The sequence below is a fragment of the Pseudomonas sp. H3(2019) genome, assembly GCF_007713465.1.
GTDB lineage: Bacteria > Pseudomonadota > Gammaproteobacteria > Pseudomonadales > Pseudomonadaceae > Aquipseudomonas.
Genome location: NZ_VMSG01000023.1, coordinates 64,805 through 77,772 on the forward strand (window position 1 = coordinate 64,805; position 12,968 = coordinate 77,772).

Genomic DNA, 12,968 nt, shown 5'->3' on the forward strand with positions numbered 1-12,968 from the left:
GCGCCGCTAAATTTTCGACTTGTCCGGCAACGGCGCAAACAACGCTTCAATATCGTCGCTCTGCAGCTTCCAGTCCCCGGCCGCGCGCCCATCCAGTACGCCGGCCGCGAGGTCGGATTTTTCCTTCTGCAAATGCTGGATTTTCTCTTCGACGGTGCCGCGGGCAATCATCTTGTAGACGAACACCGGCTTCTCCTGGCCGATCCGGTAAGCGCGGTCGGTGGCCTGGTTTTCCGTCGCCGGGTTCCACCACGGATCATAGTGAATCACCGTGTCGGCCTCGGTCAGGTTCAGGCCAACGCCGCCTGCTTTCAGGCTGATCAGGAAAATCTGGCGCTTGCCGCTCTGGAAGTCTTTCACCGGAGTACGTCGATCGCGGGTTTGCCCGGTCAGCAGCGCGTAAGCGATGCCGCGTTTGTTCAGTTCGTCTTCGATCAGCGACAGCATCGAGGTGAACTGTGAAAACAGCAGGATTTTGCGGCCTTCTTCGAACAATTCCTCAAGCATCTCCATCAGGCTGTCGAGCTTGCCCGAGGTGCTGCCGCGCGTGGGCAGGGCGGCCTCATCATTGACCAGGCGCAGATCGCAACACACCTGACGCAGCTTGAGCAGCGCTTCAAGAATGATGATCTGACTGCGAGCCACGCCTTTGCGGGTGATTTCGTCGCGGACTTTCTTGTCCATTGCCAGGCGCATGGTTTCGTAAACGTCGCGCTGCGCCTCGTTGAGTTCGACCCAATGGACGATCTCGGTTTTCGGCGGCAGTTCGGTGGCGACCTGTTCCTTGGTTCGACGCAACAGGAACGGCTTGATCCGACCGTTCAGGTGTTGCAGTCGTACGTCGCTGGCGCGTTTTTCGATCGGTACGCGGTAATCGCGATTGAAGCTTTTCACGTCGCCCAGCCAGCCGGGCAGCAAGAAGTGAAACAGCGACCACAACTCGCCCAGGTGATTTTCCAGTGGTGTGCCGCTCAGGCACAGGCGCTGGCGGGCATTGAGCTCTCGCGCCGCATGAGCGGCCTTGCTGTTGGGGTTCTTGATGTATTGCGCTTCGTCGAGCACCAGCACGTGCAATGGCTGCGCTGCCAGACGTTCGACATCCTTGGGCAGCAGCGCGTACGTGGTGAGGATCAGGTCGTATTCGGCCAAATGCTCAAAGTGTTTTTTACGTCCGGTGCCATACAGCGCCAGTACTTTGAGTTGCGGAGCAAAGTGCGCCGCTTCGTCGAGCCAGTTGGGAATCAGGCTGGTGGGCATCACCACCATGCACGGCCGGTCGAGGCGACCGGCGTTCTTCTCGGTCAGCACATGCGCCAGGGTCTGTAGGGTTTTACCCAGGCCCATGTCGTCCGCAAGGATGCCGCCGACTTCGAGTTGCCGCAGCGACTGCATCCAGCTCAAGCCTTCAAGCTGATAAGGCCGTAATGTGGCGTTCAGCCCTTCGGGCGCTTCGGTCGTGTAGTCCTTGATGTCGCGCAGGCGTTGGGCGAAGGTGCGAATGTGCTCGCCGCCTTCCCAAAGCAGGGGCATATCTTCCAGCGGATTCAGGCGGGTGGCATCGGCGCTGCTCAGCCGCAACCTGGTTTCGCCGGGCTCTTGCAGGTAAAACTCGCCGAGGGTCGCCAGCACGGGCTTTAAACGGCCGAACGGCAGTGCGACCTGCAACGGGCCGTATTCGGAGTTCGGACGGTGCGGGATGTTCACCAGAATCAATTCGTCGTCGCGGCGTCTGGCCAGGCGTTCCGGGTTGAGAATCTCGGTGTGCGAGCGCATCAGGTTCAGCAGGATCGGCAGCAGGCTAAGGCGCTCGCCATTGACGATAATCCCCAGCTCCAGATCAAACCAGTCGCGCTCCGGCGCCTCTTCGACCGTGGCGTACCAGTCATCGACCGCCGTCAGGTCAAAGCCGAAGTCTTCGTCAATCTGCAGCTCCCAGCCTTGGGTGCGTAACTTGGGCAGCTCATTGAGAGTGAGCGTCAGCCAGGCGCTGTCGTTGACCATCTCATAAAGTTCGCCGGCGCTTTCCGGCAAGGCTTTGCTTTGGCGGGTCGCCACTCTGAATCCAAGGATTCGCAGCTGTTCCCGGTAGGCTTTTTCGACGTCCGGCTGGCGTTTGATTCGTAGCGTGTGCTGTTCCTGCCGGATCAGGATGTCGGCATTTTTCTGTCCGCTGACGTATTCATCCAGATAGTTGAACGACAGCGCAGCACGGTGCTGGATGTAGCGCTGCATTTTGCCGTTGCGCGGTTCGAAGGCGCTGAACTCGATGCTCGCCAGCCACAGGCGCGGCACCGGTTGCACGTTGTCTACCAGCCGTTGTGGTAAAGGTGCGGGCGTACGGTTTTCAAGGACTGCCTGCAGTTTTTCCAGCAGTTCGGCATCTTTGGCGGCGGCCGGGTACTCAAGGGTTTCCTGGACTTTGAGCAGCACTGCAGCGCAATGCTTGCAATTAACGCGCACCGGGCAACTGCACGTTGCATCGACCAGTAACAGAGTGCCTTTGGTGGATTCGCGCAGTGTAATGGTCTGGCGGTAAACATTGCCGCCAGAGCCTTCGCAACTGGCGGTGATGGTGCTGTCGCCGGCCTCGACGATCCTGACGCGGTTTTCCAGTGCGTAGCGGCGGCCACGCTCCAGGCTTTGTTCCTTGAATCGGCTGACCCAGGAAGGGGCCAGGGGTTTACTCAGGTTCGGGGGCATGGGGACTTCAATCAGTCCGGGAGAACGTCAGGGACTGGCGGACGCGCAGGCGCAGTCAGCGAAGTGATTTTGATCAGCAGCGCCAGGTGGCCGTTGTCGAGGTAGTTGAGCTGACCGTTTTTGGTGTGGCTTTGCTGCTTCAAGCGTTCGCTGGCGGTAACCCGGCCATAGGCATCGAACTGGTTGACCCAGAAGTTCGCCTCAACGTCGGTGAAGCGCCCGAGCTTCAGATTCAGCGTGCCTTCGATCGGGAACTGGCCGAATTGCTCCTTGCCTTCGCTGATCGAGACTTTTCTCGCGTCCTCGCCAAGACTCTGTTGCCAGGATTTGTGCAGCAGCACCGTGTAGTCAGCGCTGGCACGCAGTTTTTCTGCTTCGGCATTCAGGCTTGGGGTGCGCAGGCTATCGGCACTGACCGGCCGCGCACCGGCAGCCCAGTCTTCCGGCGCGGTGCGGCTGACAATGGCCGGCACGGCGTTCTGGCGGACCAGGATCATTTCAACCTGATACAAGCTGTCGGCAAACGCCGTCGGGGCAACGAGGGTCAACAACAGGGTCAATGAACGAAACAGGCGCATGCGGCGTCCTTCAAGCAGATTTTGGAGTGAGGTGCTCAAACAGCGCCTCCACTGTATTAAAGCGCTCTTCCGGGCGCTCCATCGGCACCATGAATTTGAACATCGTGGCGCCTTCGAATTTGTAGCGTTTGGGTTGACCCTGGATCAGCTTGATCAGCACCAGCGGATCGACCGGCGTTTGTGCGCCGAACTCGATACGACCGCCTTGCGGGCCGCCGTCGACTTTCTTGATCCCCAGTTGCTCGGCCTGCAGTTTCAGCAAGGTCATGCGCACCAGGTTCTTGGTCGGTTCCGGCAGCAGGCCGAAGCGGTCGATCATCTCCACTTGCAGGTCTTTGAGGCCATCCTCGTCGGTCGCCGAAGCGATGCGTTTGTAGAGGATCAGTCGTGCGTGGACGTCCGGCAGGTAGTCTTCCGGGATCAGCGCCGGCAAGCGCAGGTTGATTTCCGGACCGCCACCCAGCGGTTGATCGAGGTTGGGTTGTTCACCCTTGCGGATGGATTTCACCGCGCGCTCGAGCATTTCCATGTACAGGGTGAAACCGACGGCCTGGATCTGCCCGCTCTGACCATCGCCCAGCAGTTCGCCGGCGCCACGGATTTCCAGGTCGTTGGTGGCCAGCACAAAGCCTGCGCCGAGGTCCTGGGTGTTGGCGATCGCTTCCAGGCGTTTTTCCGCGTCTGGCGTGATCTGTTGGCGCGGCGGTGTCAGCAGGTAGGCGTAAGCCTGGTGGTGACTGCGACCGACGCGGCCACGCAATTGGTGCAACTGCGCCAGACCGAACTTGTCGGCACGCTCGATGATGATGGTGTTGGCGCTCGGTACGTCAATGCCGGTCTCGATGATGGTCGAGGCGATCAGCACATTGAAGCGCTTGTGGTAGAAGTCGCTCATCACCTGTTCGAGCTCGCGCTCGCGCATCTGCCCGTGGCCGATGCCGATCCGTGCTTCAGGCACCAGTTCGGCGAGGTCGGCGGCACATTTCTCGATGGTTTTCACATCGTTGTGCAGGTAATAGACTTGGCCGCCACGCAGCAACTCACGGAGCAGGGCCTCTTTGACCGTGCTCTTGTTCTGTTCCATGACGAAGGTGCGCACTGACAAACGTCGCGCCGGCGGCGTGGCGATGATCGACAGATCGCGCATGCCCGACACCGCCATGTTCAGCGTGCGTGGAATCGGCGTGGCGGTCAGGGTCAGGATGTCGACTTCACTGCGCAGGGCCTTGAGCTGTTCCTTCTGACGCACACCAAAACGGTGTTCTTCGTCGATGATCACCAGCCCGAGGTTTTTGATCTTCACGTCGTCTTGCAGCAGCTTGTGCGTGCCGATGACGATGTCGATCTTGCCCTCGGCGAGGTCGGCCACGGCGGCATTCACTTCCTTGGTCGACTTGAAGCGACTCATCACTTCCACAGTCACTGGCCAGTCGGCGAAGCGGTCGCGGAAGCTGTTGTAGTGCTGCTGGGCGAGCAGGGTGGTCGGCACCAGAATCGCGACCTGACGTCCGCCGTGGACGGCAATGAATGCCGCGCGCATCGCCACTTCGGTCTTGCCGAAGCCGACATCGCCGCAGACCAGTCGGTCCATCGGCTTCGGCGCGAGCATGTCTTCGCGCACCGCGTCGATGGTGGTTTGCTGGTCTGGGGTTTCTTCGAACGGGAAGCCGGCGCTGAAGGTGGCGTAATCGGCTTTCGGATCGGCGAAGGCATAACCCTCGCGGGCCGCGCGGCGAGCATAGATGTCGAGCAGTTCGGCGGCGACATCGCGGACCTGTTCAGCGGCTTTGCGTTTGGCTTTCTGCCAGGTCTCGGAGCCGAGGCGGTGCAGCGGCGCCAGTGCATCGTCGCTGCCGGTGTAGCGGGCGATCAAATGCAGGTTGGCCACGGGCACATAAAGCTTGGCGCCCTCGGCGTATTCGAGGGTCAGGAACTCGGCGACCTGGTTTTCGATTTCCAGGGTCGCGAGGCCCAGATAACGGCCAACGCCATGATCGATATGCACCACCGGCGCGCCTTCGCGCAGCTCGGTGAGGTTTTTGATCACGGCATCGTTATTGGCGTCGGCGCGTTTCTCACGGCGACGGCGCTGCATCACTCGCTGACCGAACAGCGGGCTTTCGGCGATCAGCGCCAGGGCCGGATTATCCAGCACCAGGCCTTCGTCCAGCGGTGCGATGGTGATCGCCAGGCGTTCTTTGCTGGCGACGAAATCCGGCCAGCTGTCGACGGTTTTCGGCCGCAGCTTCAGGCGCTCCAGCAGTTCCAGCAGCACCTCGCGACGACCGGCCGACTCGGCGGTAAACAGCACGCGACCGGAAAATGCCTCAAGGAAGTTCGCCAGCGCTTCCAGCGGCTGGTTGGCCTTGGCTTCGATGGCCAGGTTCGGCAAAGGCTTGGCCGGAAAGCGCTCGCGCCCGACACCGGTTTCGATGTCTTGCTGGCTGGCAACCACCCGCGGCCAACTCTTGAGGCGTGCGAAGCAGTCTTCCACCGGCAGGAATAGCTCGGCCGGAGGCAACAATGGCCGGGATGGATCGACGCGGCGCTCTTCGTAGCGGTTGCGCACGTCGTTCCAGAAATTCTCCGCCGCCTGTTCGATGCCCGGCAGGGAGAACACCTGGGTGTCCTGCGGCAGGTAGTCGAACAGCGTCGAGGTTTCATCGAAGAACAGCGGCAGGTAGTACTCGATACCGGCCGGTGTAATCCCGCTGCTCAGGTCCTGGAAGATCGGGCAGCGGCGGAAATCGACATCGAAGCGCTCGCGAAAGCGTGCCTTGAAGCGGGTCACGGCTTCCTTTTGCAGTGGAAACTCTTTGGCGGGCAGCAGTCGGATCGATTCGACCTTGTCGATGGAGCGCTGGTTTTCCGGGTCGAAGGTACGCAGGGTCTCGATTTCGTCATCGAACAGGTCGATGCGGTAGGGCAGTTTGCTGCCCATCGGGAACAGGTCGATCAGCGCGCCGCGTACCGCGAATTCGCCGTGCTCATAAACCGTGTCGACACAGCGATAGCCGCTGGCTTCCAGTCGCGTGCGCATTTGCTCGACGTCGAGCTTCTGGCCGATGTCCAGCACCAGGCTGCTGCCGAGCAGGAACTTGGTGGGGGCCAGGCGATGTAGGGCGGTGGTGATCGGCACTACCAAAACGCCATGGCTCAGCTCAGGCAGGCGATACAGGCTGGCGATGCGCTGCGATATAATGTCCTGGTGCGGCGAGAACAGGTCGTAAGGCAGGGTTTCCCAGTCCGGGAAATGCAGCACCGGCAAATCGGGGGCGAAGAAACTCAGCTCCTGTTCCAGCCGTTCGGCACTTTGGCTGTCGGCGGTCAGTAGCAGGGTAAAGCGCTTGGCAGCGCTGGCGGCCTCGGCAATGGCCAGGCTCAGGGCGGCACCGGGCAGGTTGCCCCAGTGCTGTTTACCTGCCGCAGCAGGGAGAAGCGGTAGACGCAGGACGGGCACGGAAGGTTGAGCTCCAGCGTTGCGACAAAGTCGGTAATTGTAGCGGGCGAAGGTGCCGGCTGTCAGTTGCAGACTGCCGCCGACGAAAGGAAAAGCATGTTGCGATAGGCGTGCATTGCTCCGCAGACGACTCGGCGGCATAATGTAGCCCCTTTTTTCAGCCCCTACATGTGGAAGGTTCCCGTGACTCAGAAGCCCGACCAGTGTCTTGGTGAATGGATCGACCGTGAAGCACTCGCAGAAGCGATGATTCCGCTTATCGGTCAGCTTTACCGCAATAACAACGTGGTGAGCTCGATCTATGGCCGCAGCCTGATCAACCAGTCTGTCATCGCGATTCTCAAAGCTCATCGCTTTGCTCGCCATCGTCAGTCCGATGACGCCGAACTGTCCGTTCACGAAACATTCCCGCTGCTCAAGGCGATGAGCGAGCTCAAGCTCGGCGCCGCTTCGGTAGACCTGGGCAAGCTGGCGGTCAAGTTCAAGGCCGAAGGCAAAGGTCGCACTGCCGAGCAGTTCGTCCGTGAAGAACTGGCCGACGTTGTAGGCCAGCAGAACGCTTCCGCACGCAAAGGCACCGACGTTGTACTGTACGGCTTCGGTCGTATCGGCCGTCTGCTGGCACGCATCCTGATTGAAAAAACCGGCGGTGGCGACGGCCTGCGTTTGCGCGCCATCGTTGTGCGCAAAGGCGCTGAAAACGACCTGACCAAACGCGCCAGCCTGCTGCGTCGCGATTCGGTTCATGGTTCGTTCAACGGCACCATCACCATCGACGAAGCCAACAACACCATCACCGCCAACGGCAACCTGATCCAGGTTATCTACGCGAAGAACCCGACTGAAGTGGACTACACCCAGTACGGCATCAAAAACGCACTGCTGGTGGACAACACCGGTGTATGGCGTGATGCCGACGGCCTGGGTCAGCACCTGACCTGCCCGGGTATCGACCGCGTTGTTCTGACCGCGCCTGGCAAAGGCAAGCTGAAGAACATCGTTCACGGCATCAACCACGGTGAAATCACCGCTGACGACAAGATCGTTTCCGCCGCCTCTTGCACCACCAACGCCATCGTGCCGGTGCTCAAGGCTGTAAACGACAAGTTCGGCATCATCAACGGTCACGTTGAAACGGTTCACTCGTACACCAACGACCAGAACCTGATCGACAACTTCCACAAAGGCGATCGCCGTGGTCGTAGCGCCGCGCTGAACATGGTAATCACCGAGACCGGTGCTGCTACTGCTGCTGCCAAGGCCCTGCCTGAGCTGGCCGGCAAGCTGACCGGTAACGCGATCCGTGTTCCAACGCCGAACGTGTCGATGGCAATCCTCAACCTGAACCTTGAGAAAGCCGCCACCCGTGAAGAGATGAACGAGTACCTGCGCTATATGGCGCTGCACTCCGATCTGCATAAGCAAATCGACTTCGTCAACTCGCAGGAAGTGGTTTCGACCGACTTCGTTGGCTCGCGCCACGCAGGTGTTGTGGACGCTGAAGCAACCATCACCCAAGACAACCGCGTTGTTCTGTACGTGTGGTACGACAACGAATTCGGTTACAGCTGCCAGGTGGTTCGCGTGATGGAAGACATGGCCGGTGTAAACCCGCCAGCATTCCCGCGCTAAGCCTTAGCCGCACCTGAAAACGCCCCGACTTGTCGGGGCGTTTTTGTTTGTGCGGTTTGCCTGGCTGGCCTACGGAGTCGGCGAAATATTTTGTGATAAATCGCTTCCGGAGCCGTCGCATCAAAGTGATAGGTTTGCCCGCGATCAAAAAGACCTGAGGACCACTTGTATGCGTTTTATCGCAAAGCCTTGCGCAGCATTGCTATTGCTGGCCAGCACCGTCTCTTTCGGCAACCTCGCCATGGCGAATGTCCAGCGGTCGGATATCGACAGCATCGTGCAAGATGCCGCCCAAGCGGTCATGCAGCAGTACAACATTCCCGGCCTGGCCATTGCGGTGACCGCTAATGGCAAGCAGCAGTTCTACAACTTCGGCGTGGCCTCAAAGGAAACACAACAAAAGGTCACGAGCGATACGCTGTTTGAAATCGGCTCCATCAGTAAAACCTTCACGGTCACCCTGGCGACCTACGCCGAGGCCAACGGTCAGCTTTCTCTCACTGACCACCCCGGCAAGTACCTGCCTGAGCTCGCGGGTAGCCCGTTCGATAAAGCGACGCTGATCAATCTGGCGACCCATACCGCAGGCGGCTTCCCCTTGCAGGTGCCTGATCAGGTACAGAACAACCAACAGCTGATGGACTACTTCAAAGCGTGGCAGCCGACGTATGCGCCGGGTGCTCAACGCACCTATGCCAACCCCAGTATCGGGGCGCTGGGCATGATTACCGCAATCAGCATGAAGATGCCGTTCGCGGTGGCGCTGGAACAGCGACTCTTTCCGGCACTCGGTATGCCCAACAGCTTCATTAACATCCCGGCGAGCAAGTTGTCGCTCTATGCTCAGGGTTACAACAAGCAGGATGTCCCGGTCAGGTTGAATTCCGGTGTGCTGGGTGACGAGGCCTACTCGGTAAAAACCAGCTCCACGGACCTGATTCGCTTTGTCGAGGCCAACCTGGGCGTCGCGAAGGTAGAGGCAAAACTCGGTCGCGCCCTGATGGAGACGCGCAAGGGCTATTTCCAGCTAGGTCCGATGACTCAAGACCTGATTTGGGAGCAGTACGACTACCCGGTGCAACTGAGCGCACTGGTTGAAGGCAACGCCGACAAGATGATTTACGACAGTCATGTCGTTACGACATTAAACCCGCCCCTGGCACCACGGGAGGCAGTCTGGGTCAACAAGACGGGGGCGACCGGTGGGTTCTCTGCTTATGTGGCTTTCGTCCCCGAGAGGAAGTTTGGCATTGTGGTGCTGGCCAACAAGAGCTACCCCAACGAACCCCGGGTGCGCCTGGCGCATCGAATCCTGAGTGAACTGGATTGCTGTTCGCCGGCGGAGGATTGAGTGGCGGCCGATGTGAACTCTCCAGCGTTGCCGCGCTAAGCCCTGGCTGCACATGAAAACGCCCTGACTTGTCGGGGCGTTTTCATGTGCAGCGGTTCATTATAAGGAGCCATTAGACATCATCTATTAAATTGGAAGTGTTCATGCGTCATCTGCGATGTCCGGTCAGTGCAGTGTAGTTATATCGTTTTATTCTTGATGTGTGCCAAATCAGAACGCTGTAAAGATCGACAGGTCATCGCTATAAAAATTCAATAATAAAAAAATCCTCAAATAAAATAAGCGGTTGCAATGGGAAGGTGTTGTTACTTGCTTTATATGGATCCAATACAGGGTGCGTTCAATAATTGACGCCATTTTATTGAATGGCTCGATGCTTGACAGCGATGGGTGCTGAAATTAGTGTCTCCCCCTGGCAGCTCCGGCACCGGCCGGGATTGGGTGACAGCAAATTGCCTGTACTGTCGGGCAAATATTCACGGTAATTTTCAAAACTTTGGCACAACTTTGGCAGTGCTGCTTTAAAGGTAATGGCGTTTTAATGTGCGTCATGATGGCAACTAATACTCCAAAAAGACAGGGAACTTATTCCTGCTCACATCACACTGAATCTAAATAAACCGTGCTGGCCGTATTGCTGTCCGGGGAGTTGATGATCCGCTTTCGTTGATCCTGCTTAATGTGTTTTGCGGTTACGTTCTAATCAGGCATGACGGCTGCGCAGTGCTGACATATAGCCGTGTGTATTCATGGCTTATTGGGAGAATTAAACATGGCAGAAGAACGCTCAAGGTTTTTTTCATGGTCCCTGTTGCCGCGTCTGGTGGGCTTGGGTGTCCTGGTATTTATCATCTGGCTGTTACTCTCGACGTTGCTGATGCCGCTGGTGTCGACGTCGGCGACACGGGCAATTCTGAATGCGCCGGTCATTCTGCTGACGACACCCATCGAGGGGGTGGTGAATTCGCTTGAGGTCAAACCCGGCTCGACCTTTACCCAGGGCCAGAAGATTGCGGTGGTTGAAAACCCGCGGGCTAACCAGGAGACGTTGTTGACCCTGCAAACCCGGCGTTTGACCCTGGAGCAGGAGCTATCATCATCGGCCAGCCAGGCCGAGCACGACCAGCAGTATTACGACGAGCTGGAGAAAACCAGTCAGCGCTATCAATCGGCGTTTCATACTCGTCAGCTCTATGCACAACGTGCGCTGAAGGCCGAGAGCAGTGCCGCCGGCGCCCGCTTGACGGACGCGCAGGAAACCCTCGATCGCAACCTCGAGTTGTTCACTCAAGGGGCGGTCAGTGGCGCGGTCGTCGCCGCCTCGAAGGCCAAGTTGGCCTCGTTACAAGGCGCGGCAGAGTCTGTCCGTTCACAGCTGCAAATCAATGACGGTGATGTCAATGCCGCCAATAAGCAGGTCTACCTTGACCCTGATCAGTTGCGCATGTTCGACCTCAGCGCGCAGATGACCACCCTGAAACTGAGCCTGGAAAATCAAGCCCGCAATCGCGAGACCTATCAACGCGAACTCGACAATCTCAACCACCTGATCGAAACCGAACAGAATCGGGTCAAGTTGACGGCTGGCTATGAGGTCACGGCGTATTCGTCCGGCACGGTTCAAGAGCTGTTGGCGCCCCAAGGGACGGTGGTGCAAGCCGGGTCGACCTTGCTGCGCGCCACCAACTGCAAAGAAAGCTATGTCGTTGCAGTATTTCCTGAACGCATGGCCAGCAAGATTGATCACGACAGTGTCCTGACGGTGAGAATCCATGGCCTGGACGAACCGCTCAAGGCCAATGTCGTGCAGTTGTTATCCAGCACTAAGGATATTCGCCCTAACAGCTACAGCGTTCCTTTCCCGTATGCCGAGCAGAACTCGGTGTACGTCGTCGGTACTTTTGCCGATGATCTCACCGACAGCCAGCGCGCCATGACCTGCAATCCAGGGCTGTGGGCCAGCGCCGAGGTGTCTCACTGATGAGTCCGCGCAACGTTGTGCAATGGCCGTGGCTGTCGGGCCTGATCGGGTTGATGCTGATGAGCAGCGGTGGATCTGCGCTGGCAACGCAAGCCAGGCCGCAACTGGCGGCGATGACGTGTGCCGCGCTGGATCACGCGGTGCAATCGCAAGCGGCGGGACCGGTGTTGCTGGCCAGTTACCCGCCGCTGGACGGTCAGCCGGCGCCAATCCAGGCGTTGCGTGGGGTTGCGTTCACCTACGACAACGCCTTGGCCAGCATCGCCTTGTTTGCCTGTGGTAAAGCCGAGTCGGCGCGACGGATTGCCGATGCGCTGGCCTTCGCCACGACCCACGACCCGGAATATCAGGATGGACGCTTGCGCAACGCCTACGCGGCAGGCCCGGTGGGTTCGTCGTCGATGCACCTGCCGGGTTATTGGAGCGTAGAGCGCAATGCCTGGAGTCAGGACGCTTATCAGGTCAGCAGTGCCACCGGCAATCAGGCCTGGGCCGCGTTGGCGTTGTTGGAGGCGTTGCGCCAGAGCGGTGATTCCTCTTACCTGGAGGCCGCTCGCAGAGTGTTGCAGTGGTCCGGGAAAAACACTTATGACGGACAGGCTCCGGCGGGTTTCAGCGGCGGTTACTACGGGTATTTCCCCAAGCAGATCCAGCAGACCTGGAAGTCCACCGAGCACAACGTCGACCTTGCGGCAGCCTGGTCGGCACTCAACACGGTTGCGCCCGACCCGGGCTCGGCGCACCAGGCGCAGATTGCCCGGCAATTCGTCTCGAGTCAGTGGGATTCGGGGGAAGGGCGCTTTCTGATTGGCACCGGGAAGGATGGTCGAACCTCGGATCGCCAGCGTTCAGGACTGGACGCACAGATCTGGCCCTTGATCGCCTTGAGTGATCCTCCTGCGGACTGGCGGCGCGTCTTCACCTTTATCGATCAGGCGCACCGCTCGGGTGCCGGGTACGGCTTCAACCGCGACCCGGACGGTTTATGGACCGAGGGCACTGCGCAAGCCGCCTCCGTGGCGGGCTTGAGCGGTATGAAGGAAAAGGCGCAGCCGCTGTGGAATGTGTTGCTGGCCCAACAGGCCGGTAATGGCTGGCTGTTTGCAACACCCGCACCGCGTATCAGTACCGGGTTGGCGATCGGCCCGGACTCAACCACCAACGACTTTTTCTATTACCACCTGCCTCACTTGGGCGCTACAGCATGGGCCGCGATCGCTGCTACCGGCATCAACCCCTTTACCGGTTTTCAAGAGGCTGACTGAC

Annotated in this window: 7 protein-coding genes; 4 read left to right on the forward strand and 3 right to left on the reverse strand. The window is 59.1% G+C overall.

Features of this window, described 5'->3' with window-relative positions; all coding sequences use genetic code 11:
* Window positions 1–6: 6 nt before the first annotated feature.
* The 3 genes from FPT12_RS21320 to mfd are packed head-to-tail and all read right to left on the reverse strand — an operon-like array spanning window position 7 to window position 6,738.
* Entirely contained in the window at window positions 7–2,700 is a 2,694-nt protein-coding gene (locus FPT12_RS21320; protein ID WP_145019634.1) for a DEAD/DEAH box helicase, read from the reverse strand.
* Between the two features lie 11 nt (window positions 2,701–2,711).
* The gene (locus FPT12_RS21325; RefSeq protein WP_145019637.1) at window positions 2,712–3,278 is read right to left on the reverse strand and encodes a CsiV family protein; all 567 of its coding nucleotides are present in this window, start codon (window positions 3,276–3,278) and stop codon (window positions 2,712–2,714) included.
* Window positions 3,279–3,288: 10 nt separating this feature from the next.
* Window positions 3,289–6,738 (reverse strand): transcription-repair coupling factor, encoded by a 3,450-nt coding sequence (gene mfd, locus FPT12_RS21330; RefSeq protein WP_145019640.1) that lies wholly within the window; start codon window positions 6,736–6,738, stop codon window positions 3,289–3,291.
* Window positions 6,739–6,906: 168 nt separating this feature from the next.
* On the opposite strand from mfd, the gene FPT12_RS21335 reads away from it, so the two are divergent.
* The 4 genes from FPT12_RS21335 (at window position 6,907) to FPT12_RS21350 (ending at window position 12,967) form a co-directional block, all read left to right on the forward strand.
* On the forward strand, window positions 6,907–8,370 hold the full coding sequence (locus tag FPT12_RS21335; RefSeq protein ID WP_145019643.1) for a glyceraldehyde-3-phosphate dehydrogenase: 1,464 nt from the start codon (window positions 6,907–6,909) through the stop codon (window positions 8,368–8,370).
* Window positions 8,371–8,539: 169 nt separating this feature from the next.
* Window positions 8,540–9,721 (forward strand): class C beta-lactamase, encoded by a 1,182-nt coding sequence (gene ampC, locus FPT12_RS21340; protein ID WP_145019646.1) that lies wholly within the window; start codon window positions 8,540–8,542, stop codon window positions 9,719–9,721.
* A gap of 772 nt (window positions 9,722–10,493) precedes the next feature.
* Window positions 10,494–11,702, forward strand: a complete 1,209-nt coding sequence (locus FPT12_RS21345; protein ID WP_145019649.1) for an HlyD family secretion protein — start codon at window positions 10,494–10,496, stop codon at window positions 11,700–11,702.
* Window positions 11,702–12,967, forward strand: coding sequence for a hypothetical protein (locus FPT12_RS21350; RefSeq protein WP_145019652.1), 1,266 nt, complete (start codon window positions 11,702–11,704; stop codon window positions 12,965–12,967). The genes FPT12_RS21345 and FPT12_RS21350 overlap by 1 nt, the downstream gene beginning before the upstream one ends.
* Window position 12,968: the final 1 nt, after the last annotated feature.

Bases quoted from the DNA above. Each gene is read 5' to 3' on its own strand.
- FPT12_RS21325 (WP_145019637.1), bottom strand. From the start codon at position 3,278: ATGCGCCTGTTTCGTTCATTGACCCTGTTGTTGACCCTCGTTGCCCCG.
- ampC (WP_145019646.1), top strand. From the start codon at position 8,540: ATGCGTTTTATCGCAAAGCCTTGCGCAGCATTGCTATTGCTGGCCAGC.
- FPT12_RS21345 (WP_145019649.1), top strand. From the start codon at position 10,494: ATGGCAGAAGAACGCTCAAGGTTTTTTTCATGGTCCCTGTTGCCGCGT.
- FPT12_RS21320 (WP_145019634.1), bottom strand. From the start codon at position 2,700: ATGCCCCCGAACCTGAGTAAACCCCTGGCCCCTTCCTGGGTCAGCCGA.
- FPT12_RS21335 (WP_145019643.1), top strand. From the start codon at position 6,907: ATGTGGAAGGTTCCCGTGACTCAGAAGCCCGACCAGTGTCTTGGTGAA.
- FPT12_RS21350 (WP_145019652.1), top strand. From the start codon at position 11,702: ATGAGTCCGCGCAACGTTGTGCAATGGCCGTGGCTGTCGGGCCTGATC.